Raw genomic sequence first — 18,599 nt, forward strand, 5'->3', positions numbered from 1 at the left:
CACCGCACACGGACGGGGCCCACCGGATGTGTCCGGCGGGCCCCGTCCTCGACCGCCCGGCCGCCGCGGCCGGGCTGCACTGCTCGCCTCCGCGAAGGCGGCTACTTGAGCAGGTAGCCCTTGATGACGGTCTCCTTGAAGGAGTTGCCCGCCGCGTCCTCGACGTGGACGCGCAGGCTGACCGAGCCGCCCGCGGCGCGGCGCGGGCTCTCCACGGTCACGGTGCGCTCCATGCCGGAGCCCTTGATCCGCACCGACTGCCAGGTCTTCCCCTCGTCGAAGGAGACCTCGGTGGTGAAGACGCGGACGGGCGAAACCGGGGCGCCGGCCGTCCGCTGGATCAGGACCGGGATGTCGAGCCTGCGGCCGGCCTCGGCCCGGTTCCACTCGTCCAGCTTCGGCGACATACGGACCGCGTACAGCGGCAGCGCCTGCCGGGTCGCCGTGGTCTGCGACCGGAACCGCCACTCCGCCCGCACACTCGTGGAGACGGAGCTGGGGGCCAGGTCACGGTCGTGCTCGACCGTCAGACGGTAGTCGGCGGGGGTGGCGTCGGCCGGGACGTCGCTCATGCTCCAGTCCTGGGAGACCAGCTCGCCGTTGCGTCGCAGCTCCACCTTGGGCAGCCCGGTCGTGGTGTCGGCCACCAGATCGAGGTTGCCGTTGGCGGCCGACTGGAAGGGCCGGTACATCGTGTCACCCTCGCGGAAGGCGGCCATCTGGTCCGAGAGGCCCACGGCCTGGATCCCGCCGTTCCAGCGCTCCTCGACCTGGGAGCCTGCCTTGTAGCCGTGCAGGTCGCTCAGGTAGCTCTGCCCGTGCGCGTCCGGGTCGAGGAAGCTGTTCTGGTCGAAGGCCGTCTGCCAGCGCAGGCCGTCGGCCGCCGAGAAGTAGTCGACGCGTCGCGCCGGGACCGGGATCCCGTCCATGGCCCGTCCGCTGAAGCGGACGCCGTCGACGTACGTCCACACGAGGCGCGTGGCCGTGGTGCCGGGCGTGGTCGCGGCGAACGTGGTGTTCACCCGGGCCAGCTCCGACGTGCGGGGGTGATAGGCGGGGTCCGCCGGGATCGCGCCGTGCACCGGCCGCGTGAGGTAGTAGACCGAGGACGGATTCCCGTCGGGGCCGGCCGGGTCGCCCCAGACACTGGTGACGAGGTAGGTGAACTTCGATTCCGTGTCCCGGGCCGTCGGCACCGCGTACACGCCGTCGATGTGGTCCGTGCCGATCGCGTTGTACATGGTGACCGAGAGAAGCTGGTCGGCCATGCTGATCGTGCCGATCTCGGCCGACATGATGCGCGCGGAGCGGCTCGGTGCCGAGACCGTGACGGGCTTCGCCTTCCGGGCGTCGATGGTCACCTGCCGGTCGGCGCTCATCACGACCTTCGGCACACCGACGATGGTGCCCTCGGTGAAGGAGGCGTCGAAGTAGAAGCCGCTCACGGAGTAGGTGTCCTTCGGCAGTCGCACCACCGTGCTGCTCTTGCCGAGCGCCTCGACGTCGTACTCCTTGCCGTCGGCCGAGTTGACCAGCAGGTAGGCGTTGTCGGGGGCGGCGCCCGTGCGGCTCTTCATGTCGATGCGCAGGTCGTAGGACGGCTGCTCGACGTCCATGCCGAACGGGACGCGCACCGAGACCTGGCCGTCCGCCGAGGTCGCGCTCACCACGCCGCTGTAGGCGGCGTACGTGGTCGTGGCCTCCGGCGTCGCGGTGAGGGTGACGTCCGCCGTTCCGTGCGCGGGCACGGTGACCGAGCCGGCGCCGAGCCGGAACACGCCGGCCGGTGCGGGCACGTCCTTCTTGCCGCTGCTCGGGTTGTCCGTCAGCTGGAGAGTGACCGGCGCGGCGCCCGGGTTGCGGTAGGTGATGGTCTTGGTCACCGGCGGCCGTTTGCCGTCCGTCCAGCGGATCTGCCCGAAGTCCAGTGCGGTGGTGTCGGCGGTGACGTCCTGGTCGACCGCCCGGGCGACGTCGACGCGTCCGGCGCCCTGGAAGTAGGCGCCGTGCTCCTTGGCGCCGGTCGCCGACTGCATCAGCTGGCGCTTGACCTGCTCCGCCGTCCAGTCGGGGTGCTGCTGGAACAGGATGGCGGCGGCTCCGGTCACGTGGGGCGTGGCCATGGAGGTGCCGCTCATCGCGACGTAGCCGTCGTCGGCGGTGGTGCCGCCTGCCTGTGCGGCGACGACGTTGACGCCGGGGGCGATGATGTCCGGCTTGAGGCCGGAGTCGCCCACCCGTGGGCCGACCGAGCTGAAGCCGGCGAGGTCGTCGTTCTCGTCGGCCGCGCCGACGGCGAGCGCCCGGTCGTCGGAGGCGGGTGAGGAGACCTTGTCGGGACCGCTGTTGCCGGCCGCGGCCACGACCAGCGTGCCGTAGTCGCGGGACACGGTGTCGACCATGGCCTCAACGGCGTCGGTCTCCGGCGTGTCCGTGTCGCCCAGGCTGAGGTTGATCACCCTGGCGCCGTGCTGGGCGGCCCAGGCCAAGCCCTCGACGATGTTCGAGTTGTCGCAGTTGCCGTCGGCGGTGCACACCTTGCCGGACAGGATCTGGACGCCGGGTGCCACACCCTTGTACTTGCCGTCCGAGGCCGCACCGGAACCGGCGACCGTGGAGGTCACGTGGGTGCCGTGGCCGTTCAGGTCGTCGGTGTTCGGCTCGGTGGTGAAGTTCGCGGACTCGGTGACCACGCCCTTGAGGTCCGGGTGGTGGGGGTCGTAACCGGTGTCGAGCACGGCGACCTTGACGCCGGTGCCGGTGTAGCCCCTCTCCCACGCGTGCGGGGCGCCGATGCGCGGCACCGTGCTGTCGAGCTGGATCCTGGAGCGGCCGTCCAGCCAGACCCGGCGCACACCCGCTGCGAAGGACGCGGCGTCCGCCCGGCCGGGGGCGATGCCCTTCCAGAACCCGGCGGCGTCCGCGCGGTGTTCGCCGAGGGTCGCGAAGGGGGTCCCGCCGATGGGGTGGACGGCGTCGGCACCGGCGGTGGTCAGCCGTCGCCGGGCGGTGCCCGCGTCACCGGCGTACTCGACGATCAGCGGCAGACTCGACCGCTGCGCGTACTTGCCCCGGACCAGGGCGGAGACGTTGAACAGCGCCTTGTCGAGGCGGCCCGTCGCGAGCAGCGGGAGCGTGTCGGCGGGTATGACCGTCCAGTCGCGACCGGTCTGGCGCTTGATGAACGCGATTCGTTCGCGGCCCTCGGCGGGCTCGACCGACACACTCTGCTTGCCCGAGGTGTCCGTCTCCAGCGTGACGCGGTCGCCGGTGATCAGTGTGAGCTGATGCCGGGAGATGATCGGCGACCGGGCCGCTCCGGTCTGCGCGGCCGCTTCCGTTCGCCCGGTGGCCTGGCCGAGGTCCTGAGCGGCGCCGGGGGCGGCGGTCAGTCCGGCCACGAGCGCCACGAGGGCGGCGGCTGCCACCGTATGGCGAGGCCGGGGAGGGCGGATCCCGCGGCGCCACCTGTTGTTCATGTCTCTCATGGAAGGACAGCGTGATGCCGTCAAGTGCCGAGGTCAGCAGTCTGCTCTGTCCACCAGGCGTCAAGTCACCTTTACGCCAACCCCTATACGCCACAAAGGGGAAAAAGCGTCCGGGTTGGCGGCTCATGGATGTACCGAGCAAGCCGCTCCCCAGGTGGTGTCAAGCCGGCCAGTGGCTGCCCACCCGTACGGTCTCCTGCGCGGAGACCACCGGCAGATCGGTTCGACCCAGGACGTCGAACCAGGCGGTGCCCGGCAGCAGTCGGGAGTCCTCGGTGAGCGCGGTGGCTCCGGTCAGCAGCGCCGGCGAGCGCAGCCGGTAGCGGCGGTTCGCGGCTCGGCCACCTCCCGGGCGTCGGCCGGTCAGCTGGCGGCCCGAGCGTGCTCCTGCCCGCCTTCGGACTCGTCCTGCCGCTCATCGCAGGAACCATCGCGGGCTCCACCCAGACCGGCGCCCGCCCGATGACGGGCTCCCGGTGCGTCTGCCGATGGGTCCCGGTACACAGCGCCGCGAGCCGTTGCGCGAGGTCGGGGGCGGGCGGGGAGGCGCGTTCGAAGGCGGCGTGCTCGGCGCCCAGTTCGACGAACCGTGGCAGGTCGGCGGGGCACGCGTGCCGTACAGTCGGGGCGCCGGTCGCCGGAGGCTGCGGTCAGAGTGTCGTCCTGCCAAGTTGCCGGCCGGTCGGCGGTCGGGGTGCTGTCGGGTGGGCGGGCCCGTCTCCGGGTGCTACGACTGCGTTCAGAAGGGGGATTTGGGCAAGTCGGCCAGGCGCCGTGCCCAGAAGGTGCGGTGGATCCAGCGGGCTTCCTGGGCGTGGACGAGACGGTGGCCCCGCAGATACGCAGTCCGCGCGGCCTCGACCTTGTGCGCATAGGCGGCGAGGCCGGAGTCCGCGCCGCGATGCACACGGCTCAGGTGGGCGTCGACGGCCAGGCCCGCGCTCATCCCGGTGTAGAGGGCGGTGAGGACGCCCTGGGAGGAGAGCGGGTCGAAGGCGATCGCCGCGTCCCCGGCGGCGGTCCAGCCGTCCCCGTACACCCGGTCCAGGTGCGCTGTGTGCGCGGCGGCCCGGCGTGGCGCGACTGGTGGCGCAGGCGGGGGCCCGTGCCTGTGGGTCCACCGGGACACGTGCCTGGTGGCCGACAACCGTCGGTGAAAGTGGTGCGCGGTGTACGGGGCGGCAGACAGGTCGGTGTCGGTGAAGTAGGCGACGAGGCGCTTACCGGAGGGCTGTGGGGCGGTGTACCACCAGCCGTCCTCGTCTGACTCGACGAGGGAGCGGCGGTCGGTGTCCCGCGGGTCCGTCTCCAGGTGCGCGTAATGGGCTGCGAGCCGGTCCCGGACCCACCGCCGGGCCCCACCCCGGACGGCGATCGCGGCAGCGCGGCCGGTGGCGTCGATCACCCAGCGGCAGCACACCGTGCGCTCCCCACCCGCCCCAGGAGCAGCGGCAGGGCCCGTCCCGCCGCGCAGAGCCAGAGTCCAACCGCCGTCCGGCCTCCGGGCCGTGCCGCGTACGGCCGTGCCCTCGGCGACCTCGGCACCCGCCGCGCGGGAGGCGTCGCGCAGTCGCCGGTCGAAGAGCCGCCGGTCGAGATGCCAGCCGTGGCCATGCGGATCGTTGATGAAGTCCACGGCGTGCAAGTCGGCCGAACCCCACGCCGAAAGACTGCCGTAGCAGGGCAGGTGCCCGGACCCGAGAACACGGTCTGCGACGCCGAGGTCACCGAGCAGGACCCGCCCCGCGGGCACGAGTGTCTCGCCGACCTTCGGCGGCCCGGTGCCGGCGTCCGCCAGCAGAACCGTACGGCCGGCCCCGGCGAGTGCGATCGCGGCGGCGCAGCCGGCCGGGCCGCCGCCCGCCACCACCACGTCGTAGGTTTCCGCGCCCGGAGCCAGTGCGGCGCTCACCGCTCCTCGTGGAAGGGGTCGAGTCTTTCGAGGTATCCGGCGGCGATCTCCTCCTCGAGGTAGCCGGTCGCCTCCGCTGCCTCGCTGACCGCCTGTGCCACGTGGTCGGCCTCGACGGTTTCGGGCGCGAGCCTGTCCGCCGGCCAGATTCCGCCTGCGGCGGCCAGCACGGACGGACCTGCCTCGGGCACCTGCAGGTTGACCAGGTTCGCCGTGTCCGGTGCCCGGTCGAGCGGTGCTCCCGGGCGCGACTCCACATGGATCCGGTCGGGGAACTTGCCGTCGCCCACGGTGTAGTCGCGCACCTCGATGACGCCGAGCTTCGACCAGTCCTTGATCATCTGTGCGCGCTGCTCGTTCATGGTGCCGGTGAGGCCGCGCAGCCAGGTCGCCCGCCGCTCGAACGCCTCCTCGCGGGCACTGTCGTCGCCGCCGGCCGACGGCGTGTTGACCTTCTCGAAGTCCTCAAGCTTCAGCACATGGTTCGGCACCTGGGCAGGCCAGAAGGTCGGCAGGTACGGGCTGTAGCGGGGCCCGAGATTGGCCAGCACCTCGTAGCCGGAGCGGCAGCTCGCGGTGTCCGCCTGCCATGGGGCGGCCATCCAGCGGGTGAGGTCGCCGGGCCCTTGCGCGAACAGTGGGCCGTTCGCGGCCGTCGCTTCCTGCGGGGTGAGGGTGGGCCCGTAGTCGGGTTCCGCGGTGTTCGGGGCTCGGTGCTTGATACGGAAGGGCGCGCTGAACATGCTCGGGGACCTGATGGGCCAGGTGACTTCGCACCCGGGGTGGAACGCGTCGGCCGCGCAGCTCTCCAGGGCGGCCCGGTCCAGCAGTCCCGGCTGCTCGCCGACCGGGGCACTGTCCACGTTCGGTCGGGGCTGCCGCAGCGGTCCGGGCTGGAAGGCGCCGTCGGCCCAACGACTCAGCATCCAGTCCTGGGTCGGGGACAGTTTGCTGTGCTGACGCACGGACTTGGGCTTGCTGGCCATGGCGTCGCCGTAGAGCCACGGCCACGGCACCGGGGACGTTCCGTCGCGGTCGTAGTCGCGCAGGGCGACGTACGTCTGGCGGCGCAGTTCCCGGTTGCGCTGGGAAGGATCGGCCAGCCGCTTCCGCATCGCCGGGGAGAGGAAGAAGTTGGGACCGTTCCAGCCGAACTGCGTGGCGAAACCATGGTTCACCCACTGCAGATCGCACAACCGGCGCAGTATCGGTTCAATATGGTCGGCAAACGAAATCTGCGGCGGGCGGGTCAGCGAACCGGCCTTGACGAAGACATCGAAGAGCAGGTCGTAGAGGGTGCGGACGGATTTCACGCCGGGGGCGTAGTGAGGGGGTCCCACCACGACCCAGGCGGGGGTGGCGGTCAGTTCCGTGCCGTCGATACGGACCTTCGCCGTCACCGGACCGTCGGACACGTCGTCGTACCAGGTGTCGTTGTTCGCGACTCCGGTGATCGGGCTGTTCTTGTAGGAGGCGGAATTTCCCCTTCCGCCGAGCACCAGCAGGCGGCCGTCGGACTGGGTGGAAATCTCCCCGAGGTACACCGCCTTGTCCATGATCTTGCCGGAATCGAATTTCTGCGTCTCGGTCATCGAGCCGCGAACGGTGCGGCTTCCGGGGTCGATGACCAGCTTCTTCCGGTCGGCGCCCACGACGTCGGCGTTTCGCCGGCCGTATTGCTCCGGCGCGAGTGTATTGCCCTCGGGGATGTCGAGCGGCACATGGAACTGGTACCAGGCGGCCTTCTTGTTGGCCAGGTGCACCGTCCACTGGATCTCGGAAACACCCGCGTCGCCCGGCTTCAGCTCTCGCACGACCTCCCCTGCGGCGTTGTAGCCGTACACCCGGAAACGTGCGGCCTGCCGCCGGATCGCCCCGGATCCGTCCTTGTAGGAGCCAAGGTCCGCAGGTTGCTGGTCCGGTGATTCCGGGCCGATGAAGGGTGTTTCTTTGCTGTTGCCGACCCGGGCGACACCAATGGCAGGGTGAATTTTCACCTGCACGATTTTAACGTCCATCGAACAGCCTTCCGTTGCGGGACCGCCAGTTCGATCTTAAACGTAGGATCTTGCGATTTTCGGCCGAACATCGAGATTACCGAATGGCTGTGCGGATGCATCTTGGGACGCCAAGATGGCGCTCCCGGCCGGCAGGCCGGGGCAGAGGACCGGCAGTCGTCCCACACGCCGGGCCGCGCCGCGCCCCCGTGGTCGGCTCACAGCCGATCTCATCCGGTGAGGCGGCGGTAGCAGACGAGAGCGGTCCGGCCGCCGAGGGCAGCGGCATCGTCGACAGTGTCGGTGTGCTGGTGCTCGCCCACTCCGAGAAGCACGACGCCATCGCGGCCTGGAAGAAGAGCTTCGGCCGTCATCCCGCGCCTCCCGGAAACACGTGAGACCGGAACGCATGTCGGTTACCGGCAGCGACGCCAGGCCCAACGTTCGATGCCACTCGGGCGTCCTTCGTCGGCCCGGGCCAAGTTGCCCGCCTCGCAGTTCAACCCGACGCTGCGACGCCCGATCCGGGGCCCATGTCGACCATCAACGCTGCGTAGTCAGCACCAAGTCAGCACGGGAGTTGGCACGGGAGTTGGCACGGCATTCCCAAATCATGCCCGAACTATGCAACTCGGACAGCTCCCGTCGTGCCCTCGTTAAGGCCCCCGAAGGCTGGACACCACCTCCATGGTTGCCGCACGCACTCCTAGGCCCAGAAGTGTGGCGTCCAACCACATACGCCGCTGACTTGCACCTTCCTACGGTATGGCGACACGCAACGTCCCCGTCGAACGCCAGGAAGTGGTGCCGATGTCGTCACCGGCAAGTTCCCCGCCCGCCCCGTCCAGCCTCCCCCGCATCGTCGCCGCCAGCCTCATCGGCACCACCATCGAGTGGTACGACTTCTTCCTCTACGGCTCCGCGGCCGCCCTCGTCTTCAACAAGCTGTTCTTCCCGGACTCCGACCCGCTCGTCGGGACGTTGCTGTCGTTCCTGACGTATGCGGTCGGGTTCGCGGCCCGGCCACTCGGTGCTCTGGTGTTCGGGCACTACGGCGACCGGCTCGGGCGCAAGCGGCTGCTCGTGCTGAGTCTGCTGCTGATGGGTGGGGCGACGTTCGCGATCGGGCTGCTGCCCACGCATGCGACGGTCGGCGCTGCGGCGCCCGTCCTGCTGACCCTCCTGCGGCTCGTCCAGGGGTTCGCGCTGGGCGGTGAGTGGGGCGGAGCCGTCCTGCTCGTCTCCGAGCACGGGGACGCGCGCCGGCGCGGCTTCTGGGCGTCGTGGCCGCAGACCGGGGCCCCGGCCGGCCAGTTGCTGGCGACCGGTGTGCTGTCGCTGCTCACCACCGTCCTGTCGGACGACGCCTTCGCGAGCTGGGGCTGGCGGATCCCGTTCCTGCTCTCCGGAGTACTGGTGGTCGTCGGTCTGTGGATCCGGCTCTCCGTCGACGAATCGCCCGTGTTCCGGGAGGCGTTGGCCAGGTCCGAGGCCCGGCGAAGCGCGGGGCGGCCCGAACAGCCGCCGCTCGTCTCCGTGTTGCGGCATCACTGGCGTGACGTGCTCGTCGCGATGGGCGCGCGCATGGCGGAGAACATCAGCTACTACGTCATCACCGCCTTCGTCCTCGTCTACGCCACCACCTCCGCCGGTGTCTCCAAGCAGACCGCGCTGAACGCCGTACTCATCGGCTCCGCCGTGCACTTCGCCGTCATCCCGGCGTGGGGCGCGCTGTCGGACCGGGTCGGACGTCGGCCCGTCTATCTGCTGGGGGCGGCCGGGATCGGGCTGTGGATGTTCCCGTTCTTCGCCCTCGCCGACACCGGGCGGTTCGGGTACCTGGTACTGGCGGTGACCGTCGGCCTGGTGCTGCACGGCGCCATGTACGCGCCGCAGGCCGCGTTCTTCGCCGAGATGTTCGCGACCCGGATGCGCTACTCGGGCGCCTCCGTCGGCGCCCAGTTCGCCTCCGTCGCCGCGGGCGCGCCCGCCCCGCTCGTCGCCACCGCCCTGCTGGCCGACTACGACAGCTCCACCCCGATCGCCCTGTACGTGATCGCGGCGTCCGTGCTCACCCTGATCGCGGTGGGCGTGGCCAAGGAGACCCGGCGGCGTGACCTGGCCGACGACGGCGCCGCGACCGTCCCGGCACGCGGCGAAGACGTACCCGCCCGCTGAGTCCGCGCCGCTGGTCCCCTGTCCCCGGGGGATCAGCGGTGATCCGGCGCCGCCCCCAACCGGTGCAGGCGCAGCGCCAGCTGGATCTCCAGCGTTCGGGCGGGGCTCTGCCAGTCGTCGCCGAGGAGGCGGGCAACCCGCTCCAGCCGCTGGGCCACCGTGTTCACGTGGACGTGGAGCTCGTCCTTCGTGCGGGCCGGGCTCGCCCCGCAGGCGAAGTACGCGTCGAGGGTCCGCACCAGTTCCGTGCCGCGCCGCCTGTCGTAGGCGACCACCGGGCCGATGGTGCGGGTGACGAACCCGGTGACGTCCCGTTCCCCGGCGAGGAGCAGGCCGAGGAAGCCGAAGTCCTCTGCGGCGGCGCCGTCGCCGCCCCGGCCCAGGAGGTCCAGCGCGTCCAGGCAGCGGCGGCCCTCGGCGTAGGCGGCGGCCACGGTCTCGGGGCGGGTGGCGAGGCCGGTGACGGGGGCGGAGGCGCCGACGGTCACCGGCCGGCGGACGGCGGTGCCGAGGTGCCGGGCGGTGCGGCGGGCCACGTCGGCGGCGGTGTCGCCGGGGTCGAGGGGCAGCAGCAGGACGGTGCCGCCGTCGCGGGCGGCGGCCAGGCCGTGCCGGGTCCCGGCGAGGTGGGAAGCGGCCGACCACAGCCGGCGGCGCGCTGCCGCCGCCTCCTCGGCGTCGGCCACCGGGCTTTCCGGGCGGGCGGCGAGCACGACGTGCGTGGCGTCGAGGTCGGCGTGCAACCGGGCGGCGCGGTCCCGCAGTTGGCGCGGTTCGCGGTCGCGGGCGTCGAGGAGGTCGTCCAGCAGCTCGCCGCGCACCCGCTGTTCGGCCTCGGCGGCCGAGCGGCGGGCCAGCAGGAGCAGCGAGGTGACCATCGCGGCGCGCTCCAGGGTGCGCTGGTCGACGGGGTCGAGGCCGGGACGGCCGCGCAGCACCAGCGCGCCGAGGAGTTCGCCGCCCGCGGCGACCGCGGCGATCCACTCGCCGCCGTGGCTTACCGCGTGCCCCTCCGTGCGCGACGTCTCCAGCGACCGCGGGTCGGCGGTGCCGGTGAACTCGACGGTGCCGCCGAGGACCTGGGAGACGGCGTCGGCCACGTCCTGGACCTGACCGCCGTGCAGCACGAGTTCGGCGAGCCGGTCGTGGATGTCCGAGGCGCGTTCGACGGCGGCGCTGTGATCCTTGATGATCTCGTTGGCGCGCTCCAGTCCGGCCATGGCCGAACGGGTCTCGGTGAGCAGGTTCGCCGTGTCGATGGCGGCCGCGGCGAGCGCGGCGAAGGAGCCGAGCAGCGCGATCTGCTCCCGTTCGAAGACACGTGCCCGCCGGTCCGCCGCGAACAGCACCCCGATGACCTGCGGCCCGAGCATGAGCGGTACGCCGAGGATGGCGACCAGCCCCTCGTCGCGCACGCCGGCGTCGATGGTGAGCGTGTGCCGGAAGCGGTCGTCCTTGAAGTAGTCGTCGGTGACGTACGGCCGCGCGGTCTGTGCGACGAGTCCGCCGAGCCCCTCCCCCATGCCCAGCCGCAGCTGCTGGAAGCGGGCGGCGACCGAGCCCTCGGTCACCCGCATGTAGGTGTCGCCGCGCGCCGGGTCGTTCAGGCTCAGGTAGGCGACGTCGGTGCCGAGCAGGGAGCGGGCACGCTGGACGATGGCCTGGAGCACGGCGTCCACGTCCCGCAGTCCTGCCAGGTCGTGCGCGGTCTCGAACAGGGCGGACAGCTCGGCCTCGCGTCGGCGTCTGCCCTCCAGCTCGGTGCGCACCCGCAGCGCGAGGAGCTTGGCCCGCTCCAGGGCGGCGATCCGCTCCGGCGGCCGGTTCTCGGCGCGGGCGAGCAGCACCGGCTGCTCGTACGCCTCCGCCGAGGCACCCCTGGCCAGTAGTTCGAGGTACGCCGGTTCGGCATCCCAGGGCGCTTCGCCGCCCAGGTCGAGGACACCGGCCGCCGGGGCCGGAACCGGCCGCCCGGCGGACTGCACGTGATCGCGAGACATGGTCACAGGATTCCGCATCGCCGCTGCGGCCCGTCGGGCCTGTGGAAAACTCGCCGGGCCGACGCGTTCCGCTCCCTCAGTGGGCCGTCCAGCCGCCGTCGAGCACCAGCGAGGTGCCCGTGACGAAGGATGCCTGGGGGCCGCAGAGATAGGCCACGGCCTCGGCGACCTCCTCCGGTTCGGCGAGCCGCTTGACGGCGCTGTCGGTCAGGAGGATCTCGGACAGCACCCGCTCCTCGGGGATGCCGTGCGCCCGTGCCTGGTCGGCGAGCTGCTTCTCGACCAGCGGGGTGCGCACATAGCCGGGGTTCACACAGTTGGAGGTGACCCCATGGGGGCCGCCCTCCAGAGCGGCCGTCTTCGACAGACCCTCCAGACCGTGTTTGGCGGCCACATAGGCGGACTTGTAGGGGGAGGCGCGCAGCCCGTGGACGGAGGACACGTTCACGATCCGCCCCCAGCCCTGCCCGTACATGTGCGGCAGCGCGCCCCTGATGAGCCGGAACGGCGCCTCCAGCATCACGGTCAGCACGGTGTGGAAGACGTCCGGCGGGAACTCCTCGATGGGGCGGACCAGTTGGATGCCCGCGTTGTTGACGAGGACGTCGGTGCCGGTCGCCGCGCGTTCGGCCGCGTCCAGGTCGGCGAGGTCGAGGACGTACGGTTCGACGGCCCCGCCGCCCGCCGGGTCCAGGGCCCGCCCGGCCGAGTCCACCAGCTCGGCCAGTCCCGGCTCGTCCCGGTCGACGGCTCTGACCCGGGCGCCGGCGGCCGCGAGACGCAGGGTGCAGGCGCGGCCGATGCCCCCGGCGGCACCCGTGACAAGCGCGGTGCGGCCGCGCAGGTCCGGGACGGGGGCGGCGCCGGGGACGGCGGCGGAGCGGGTGCTGGGCGAACTCATGGGTCGACCCTAGGCGGCGGCGCCCCGCACCCACATGGCGTCAGCACACATACTTCAGCTGAAAGCCGTAGCGTCGAACCATGTGGGTGCGTCCGACATGGCCTGCTTGATCCGGAACACCCCGAACTCGTTCAGCTCCGGCAGCGCGTCCACGTCGAACCAGGCCACCTCCAGCGACTCGTCGTCGTTCACGCGGGCCTCGCCGCCGACGGCCCGGCATCGGAAGGTGATGTCCATGTACTGGCAGACGTCACTGTTCGGGTAGGTGACGGGGTTCAGCGCCTGGACCAGGACCACCCGCTCGGCGACACAGCGCACCGCCGTCTCCTCGAAGACCTCCCGCACGGCGCAGGCCGCGGGCTGCTCCCCCGGCTCCGGGATGCCGCCGATGACCGACCACTTGCGGGTGTCGGTGCGGCGGCCGAGCAGCACTCTGCCGGCGTCGTCGAAGACGATGGCGGTGATCCCGGGCAGCCACAGGAGCTGGTGCCCAGCGGCGGCCCGGATCGTGCGGATGAAGTCAGGAGTAGCCATGGCCCGACCCTAACGGCCGGGTTCCGCGCACCCGGCCGAAGCAACGGGGCGTACAGCGGGTGTACGGCTACGCGTCACCGGCGCGCCGGCCGCGCATCCCGGCCCCGATCGCCCAGCCGACCCCGCCCGCCGCGACCAGCACCAACGCGATCTCGGGGAGGATGCCCAGCTTGGTCGCGGGCGTCTCGGAGGTGCGCAGCGGCACCTTCTGGACCAGGTAGGCGGGCACGAACATGCCGGTCTTCTGGGTGATCTTCCCGTCCGGCATGATGATCGCGCTGACGCCGCTGGTCACCGGCACGGTGACGGTCCGGCTGTGCTCGACCGCGCGGATCCGGGACATGGCGAGCTGCTGGTAGGTCATCTCGCTGCGGTCGAAGGTGGCGTTGTTGCTCGGCACGGAGATCATCTCGGCGCCGTGCGTGACGGTGTCCCGCACGTCCCAGTCGAAGGCGGCCTCGTAGCAGGTGGCGAGCCCGACCTTGGTGCCGTCGATGTCGAACACACCGGGCTTGGTGCCCCGGCTGAAGTCCTGGCGGACCATGCTGGTCCAGTCCTTGTTGATCGCGCCGACCAGACCGCGCAGCGGGAGGTACTCGCCGAAGGGCTGGATCTGCCGCTTGTCGTACGTCGAGGTCGGGCCCTTGACCGGGTCCCACAGGATCTGCTCGTTGAGCAGCTTGCCGTCCCGCTCGACGACCCCGCCGACCGAGATGGGCACGCCCATCGCCTTGGCGGCCCCGTCGATCACGGCGGCCGCGTCGGCGTCGGAGAACGGGTCGACGTCGGAGGAGTTCTCCGGCCACAGCACGAAGTCCGGCTTGGCCGCCTTCCCCGCCTTGACGTCGGCGGCCAGCTTGAGCGTCTCCTTCACGTGGTAGTCGAGCACGGCCTGCCGCTGCGACGCGAAGTCCAGGCCGGCCCGCGGCACGTTGCCCTGGATGACGGCGACGGTGACCGAACCGTCCTCGGCCTTGTCGCTCACCAGCCCCCGCGCCGCGACCGCGCCCACCACGGGCACGGCCACGCTCAGCAGGGCCACGGCCGCCGCCCCGCGCCGGACCTCGCGGGTGCGCCGGACCTCGACGGCCAGCCGCCCCACCTCGTACAGACCGAAGCCGCACAGGACGACGGCGAAACCCAGCACCGGGGTGCCGCCCACCGCGGCCAGCGGCAGGAAGACGCCGTCCGCCTGGCCGAAGGCGATCTTGCCCCAGGGGAAGCCGCGGAAGGGGACACGCGCGCGTGCCGCCTCGCCCGCGATCCATATGGCGGCCGCCCACAGGGGCCAGGCCGGCAGCTTGGAGACCGCGGCCACCCCCACCCCGACCAGTGCGATGAAGATCGCCTCGATGGCCACCAGCGCGATCCACGGCCCTGGGCCGACCTCGACACCGGTCCACACCAGCAGGGGCAGCAGGAAGCCGAGTCCGAAGACGTAGCCGAGGCCGAGGGCCGCCTTCCAGGAGCGGCCGCGCAGCACCCACCCGAATCCGGCGAAGGCGGGCAGCGCCAGCCACCACAGGGTGCGCGGCGGGAAGCTGACGTACAGCAGCACTCCACTGAGCGCGGAGGCGGCGGCCGGGACCAGGCGGCGGAGCAGCCGGAGCGCGCGGGCGCGGGGCGCGGGGCGCGGCGTGAGCTGGTCCGACTGGTCCACGGAAGTTGCGGTGACGGTCACTCCGGGAGTGTACGGCGGTTGACCTTGCGGTCGACAGCGCGGTCCGGGGGGCAGGAATCACACCGTTCCCGCGCAAGTCGTCCACAAAGCGGGCATCACCGGTTACGGTGTGCCGAGGCGGGCGGCGGGGCCCGTCGCAGGTCGGGGGACCGGGGTACGGGGGGCGACGGTGGGGTCGACCGGCACGACGTCCGCTGCCGACAGGGACGCGGACAACGACAACGACAGACGAAACGTTTCTGACGTGGTGGGGGTGGTGGTGCTCGGGGCGTGCGCCGCGTGGCCCCTGATCTCGGCGACGGGCCGGGACGGACGGCCCGAGGGTGTGCTGCTTGCGGTGCTCGCGGTGGCCGCCGGTTATGCCGCGGGGCGGATGTCCGGGGCGCTGCTGCCGGTGGCCGCTCCGGGTGCGGGCGCGCTGGCCGGGCTGGGGTTCGCGGTGGTGATGCCCCGGCTGGCACAGGGCCCCCAGCTCACGACCCCGCTCGGCCAGGCCGGCGCCGTCGCGGCGCTGCTGGTACTCGCGACGGGCGGCGCGTGCTGCGCCGCGTGGGCGACGCCGGTTCCGGCGCTGAGGTTCGGGCTGCGGGCGCTGGCCGCCGGGATCGCGGTGACCGGGGCGGCCGTGGGCTCGGCGGCCGGCTGCGCGGCCGGCGCCGTCGTCCTGGTGTGCTCACTCGCCGCAGGGCGGATGCGGCGGGGCCCGGCCGTCGCCGGGCTGGCGCTGGCGGCCGCGCTGGTGACGGGCACGGTCTGGGCGGTCGCCGCGGACGTCCTGCCGGCGGGCCTCACCTCCGCCCTGGAGGGCCCGCTCACGGCGCATCGTGTGCAGCTGTGGCGGGCCGCCCTGCATCTCGCGCACCGGAACACCGCCGTGGGCGTCGGCCCCGGGCGTTTCGGCGAGCTGAGCGGCGCCGCGTCCGAGGCCCTGCCGCCGGACGGCAGGACGCACTCCGCGCCGCTGCAGCTGGCCGCCGAACAGGGCCTGGTCGGCGTCCTGCTGCTGGCCACCGCGTTCTGCTGGGTCCTCTACGCCCTGTGGCGGTCCCCCCGCTCGACCCCGGTCGTCCTCACGGCGGGCGCGGCACTCACCGCCCTGGCCGTGATCGCCGCGGTCGGCAACGCGCTGAGCTTCACGACGGTGTCGGTGGGCGCGGGCCTGCTGGCGGGTCTCGCGACGGCACGCCCCTGGGTGGCCGGGGCACCTGGCGGTTGAGCCTGCTGCCTCAGTGCGCCGTGCCCGGGGTGATCGTCCGCAGCCGCTCCCTGATGACGCGCACCGCGGACTCGGCGTTGTCCACGGTGATCGTGAAGGTGTGGCCGTCCCACAGACGCAGGACGATGCCCTCGCCACGGCGGACGACCACGGCCGTACCCTTCTCGGGGCGCCAGCGGTAGCCCCAGCCGCCCCAGTGGCGCGGGGTGATCTGCGGGGAGAAGTCCGCGCCGGCCACGTGGGAGAGCGGAATACGACGGCGCGGTACTCCTATATGACCGCAGCGGACTTCGAGACACTCCCTGTCGAGCCTCAGGTCGACGTGCACGAAGGCGAGGGTGCCGAAGAGGACCAGCAGTCCGGCGGCGATGCAGCCCACGACGGCCATCACCAGCGCGGTGACGCCCGAGTTCCAGGCGGAGTCCACGGCCAGTTCGATACCGAGCGCCATGCAGGCCGCGCCGACCAGCGCCAGCAGCCACTGGACCCGGTTCGTGGCGCGCCCGGTCCAGACATCCGGGTGCGAGGTGTCCTCGTCCGGGGAGTGGTCGCGGGGGTGGTCCCTCATATCCACGAGATTACTCAGGTTTCGCTGCGCGGGCACCGCGTTGCGGAGGGTGACTGCTCACATCGGGGGTATGCCCGGACCCGGAGGGTTCACTGGGACGCGGCGGGGCTGGCCGTGCGGAGCAGCCGGGCCTCGGCGTAGCCGAGCGCGGCCTCGGGCAGTTCGCCCTCCCGGCCGTTGAGCAGCACGGTCACCGTGCCGGTGGCCGGTGCGCCGGGGGCAGGCTGCGCACCGACCCGGCGCAGCGCCTGGGCGGCCACGGCGCCCGCGGAGCCGTGCAGGACGAGGGGGGCGGCGCCGGGGCGCTGGACGGCGGCGCGGATACGTTCCGCCAAGAGCTCGTAGTGGGTGCAGCCGAGGACCACGGCCGTGACGTCGCCGGGGGTGAGCCGGGCCGCGGCGGCCACGGCGGCGTCGATGGCGGCCTGGTCGGCGTGCTCGACGGCCTCGGCCAGTCCCCAGCAGGGCACCTCGGTCACCGGTACGCCGCCCGCGAAGTCCGCGATGAGGCCCCGCTGGTACGCGCTGCCCGTGGTGGCGGGGGTCGCCCAGATGGCGACGTGGCCGCCACCGGCGGCGGCCGGCTTGATCGCCGGGACCGTGCCGATGACCGGGATGCCGGGTTCCAGGCGCGCGCGCAGCGCGGGCAGGGAGTGCACGGTCGCCGTGTTGCAGCCGATGATCAGCGCGTCGGGCCGGCGGGCGGCGGCGGCCTCGGCGACGGCCATCGCACGCTCGGTGACACCCTCGGGGGTACGCGGCCCCCAGGGCATGCCCTCGGGGTCGAAGGAGAGGACGAGATCGGCGTCGGGGCGCAGCCGCCGTACCGCTGCGGTGGCCGCCAGCAGGCCGATTCCGGAGTCGATGAGCGCGATCTTCACCCGGCCACGATAGACGATGGGCCGTTGGGGGCAGGCGGGATGGGGCAGACTGCGCGCGTGAGCGTCTTCACGTGGACCGCCGCCGTGTCCCTCGCCGCCTGGCTGTGGCTGCTGCTCTGCCAGGGCTTCTTCTGGCGCACCGACGTCCGGCTGCCGCCCCGGCGGGAACCCGCCGACTGGCCGGACGTGTGCGTGGTCGTCCCGGCCCGGGACGAGGCCGCCGTACTGCCCCTGAGTCTGCCGTCGCTGCTGGCGCAGGACTATCCGGGACGGGCGGAGGTGTTCCTGGTCGACGACGGCAGTACGGACGGCACCGGGGAACTCGCCCGGGAGCTGGCCGCGCGCCACGGCGGCCTGCCGCTGACGGTGACCCCGCCCGGTGAGCCGCCGGCAGGCTGGACGGGCAAGCTGTGGGCGGTACGGCACGGCATCACGCTGGCACGCGCGCGTGGCCCCGAGTACCTGCTGCTGACGGACGCCGACATCGCGCACGAGCAGGACAGCCTGCGGCTGCTGGTGGCGGCCGCCCGCACCGGCGGCTTCGACGTCGTCTCGCAGATGGCCCGGCTGCGGGTGGCGAGCCTGTGGGAACGGCTCGTGGTGCCCGCCTTCGTCTACTTCTTCGCGCAGCTCTACCCGTTCCGCCGGATCGGCCGGAAGGGGTCGCGCACGGCGGCAGCGGCGGGCGGCTGCGTCCTGCTGCGCGCCGACACGGGGGAGCGGGCACGCATCCCGGATGCCATCCGGCACGCCGTGATCGACGACGTGGCGCTCGCCCGCGCGGTGAAGGGCGCCGGAGGGCACGTCTGGCTGGGGCTCGCCGACCGGGTGGACAGCGTGCGCCCCTATCCGCGCCTGCACGACCTGTGGCGGATGGTCTCCCGCAGCGCCTACGCACAGTTGCGCCACAACCCGCTGCTGCTCCTTGGTACGGTCGCCGGTCTCGCGCTGGTCTACCTGGTGCCGCCGGCGGCGGTACTGGCGGGGGCGGCCGGCGGCAGCACGCCGACGGTGCTCGCCGGCGCCTCGGCCTGGCTGGTGATGACCGCGACGTACCTGCCGATGCTCCGCTACTACCGGCAGCCGCCGTGGCTCGCCCCGCTGCTGCCGTTCACCGCGTTCCTCTATCTCCTCATGACGGTCGACTCGGCGGTGCAGCACTACCGGGGGCGCGGGGCGGCCTGGAAGGGCCGCACGTACGCGCGCCCCGACGCCGTCACCGACGAGGGCTGACCGCCCGCGC

General features: G+C 72.5%; 13 protein-coding genes. 4 read left to right on the plus strand and 9 right to left on the minus strand.

The genetic code is table 11. The annotated features are described in order from the left end of the window. Positions 1-101: 101 nt before the first annotated feature. The 3 genes from ACFY0K_RS35085 to ACFY0K_RS35095 form a co-directional block, all read right to left on the minus strand. Entirely contained in the window at positions 102-3,428 is a 3,327-nt protein-coding gene (locus ACFY0K_RS35085; protein WP_390643214.1) for a S8 family serine peptidase, read from the minus strand. A gap of 799 nt (positions 3,429-4,227) precedes the next feature. Continuing rightward, positions 4,228-5,400 carry an NAD(P)/FAD-dependent oxidoreductase gene (locus ACFY0K_RS35090; RefSeq protein ID WP_390643215.1) on the minus strand — a complete coding sequence of 391 codons (1,173 nt, stop codon included), beginning with the start codon at positions 5,398-5,400 and terminating at the stop codon, positions 4,228-4,230. Beyond that, positions 5,397-7,418, minus strand: coding sequence for a LodA/GoxA family CTQ-dependent oxidase (locus tag ACFY0K_RS35095; RefSeq protein WP_390643216.1), 2,022 nt, complete (start codon positions 7,416-7,418; stop codon positions 5,397-5,399). Before ACFY0K_RS35095 ends, ACFY0K_RS35090 begins: the two co-directional genes overlap by 4 nt. A 188-nt stretch (positions 7,419-7,606) precedes the next feature. Here ACFY0K_RS35095 and ACFY0K_RS35100 point away from each other — a divergent pair, with 188 nt between their 5' ends. Both ACFY0K_RS35100 and ACFY0K_RS35105 read left to right on the plus strand, forming a co-directional pair. Continuing rightward, positions 7,607-7,795, plus strand: a complete 189-nt coding sequence (locus ACFY0K_RS35100) for a hypothetical protein (RefSeq protein ID WP_390643217.1) — start codon at positions 7,607-7,609, stop codon at positions 7,793-7,795. A 412-nt stretch (positions 7,796-8,207) separates the two neighbouring features. Further along, positions 8,208-9,575: an MFS transporter gene (locus ACFY0K_RS35105; protein ID WP_390643368.1), complete on the plus strand. Its 1,368-nt coding sequence runs from the start codon at positions 8,208-8,210 to the stop codon at positions 9,573-9,575. A 32-nt stretch (positions 9,576-9,607) separates the two neighbouring features. On the opposite strand, the gene ACFY0K_RS35110 is transcribed toward ACFY0K_RS35105, so the two are convergent. The 4 genes from ACFY0K_RS35110 to lnt form a co-directional block, all read right to left on the minus strand. Further along, a complete protein-coding gene (locus ACFY0K_RS35110; protein ID WP_390643218.1) occupies positions 9,608-11,575 on the minus strand; it encodes a helix-turn-helix domain-containing protein in 1,968 nt (655 codons plus the stop codon). Between the two features lie 76 nt (positions 11,576-11,651). Continuing rightward, positions 11,652-12,476: a 3-hydroxybutyrate dehydrogenase gene (locus ACFY0K_RS35115; RefSeq protein ID WP_390643219.1), complete on the minus strand. Its 825-nt coding sequence runs from the start codon at positions 12,474-12,476 to the stop codon at positions 11,652-11,654. A gap of 54 nt (positions 12,477-12,530) precedes the next feature. Beyond that, positions 12,531-13,010: an NUDIX domain-containing protein gene (locus tag ACFY0K_RS35120; protein WP_390643220.1), complete on the minus strand. Its 480-nt coding sequence runs from the start codon at positions 13,008-13,010 to the stop codon at positions 12,531-12,533. Positions 13,011-13,077: 67 nt separating this feature from the next. Continuing rightward, the gene (gene lnt, locus ACFY0K_RS35125) at positions 13,078-14,691 is read right to left on the minus strand and encodes an apolipoprotein N-acyltransferase (protein ID WP_390643221.1); all 1,614 of its coding nucleotides are present in this window, start codon (positions 14,689-14,691) and stop codon (positions 13,078-13,080) included. 244 nt (positions 14,692-14,935) lie between these two features. Here lnt and ACFY0K_RS35130 point away from each other — a divergent pair, with 244 nt between their 5' ends. Further along, positions 14,936-15,907: an O-antigen ligase family protein gene (locus tag ACFY0K_RS35130; protein ID WP_390643222.1), complete on the plus strand. Its 972-nt coding sequence runs from the start codon at positions 14,936-14,938 to the stop codon at positions 15,905-15,907. A gap of 10 nt (positions 15,908-15,917) precedes the next feature. On the opposite strand, the gene ACFY0K_RS35135 is transcribed toward ACFY0K_RS35130, so the two are convergent. Both ACFY0K_RS35135 and ACFY0K_RS35140 read right to left on the minus strand, forming a co-directional pair. Then, positions 15,918-16,475, minus strand: a complete 558-nt coding sequence (locus ACFY0K_RS35135; RefSeq protein ID WP_390643223.1) for a hypothetical protein — start codon at positions 16,473-16,475, stop codon at positions 15,918-15,920. A gap of 89 nt (positions 16,476-16,564) precedes the next feature. Then, entirely contained in the window at positions 16,565-17,356 is a 792-nt protein-coding gene (locus ACFY0K_RS35140; protein WP_390643224.1) for a glutamate racemase, read from the minus strand. Between the two features lie 39 nt (positions 17,357-17,395). Between ACFY0K_RS35140 and ACFY0K_RS35145 the strand changes: the two genes are divergently transcribed. Then, the gene (locus ACFY0K_RS35145) at positions 17,396-18,589 is read left to right on the plus strand and encodes a glycosyltransferase (RefSeq protein ID WP_390643225.1); all 1,194 of its coding nucleotides are present in this window, start codon (positions 17,396-17,398) and stop codon (positions 18,587-18,589) included. The last annotated feature ends 10 nt before the right edge of the window (positions 18,590-18,599 follow it).

Source organism: Streptomyces sp. NPDC001507, assembly GCF_042894765.1.
Lineage (GTDB): Bacteria > Actinomycetota > Actinomycetes > Streptomycetales > Streptomycetaceae > Streptomyces.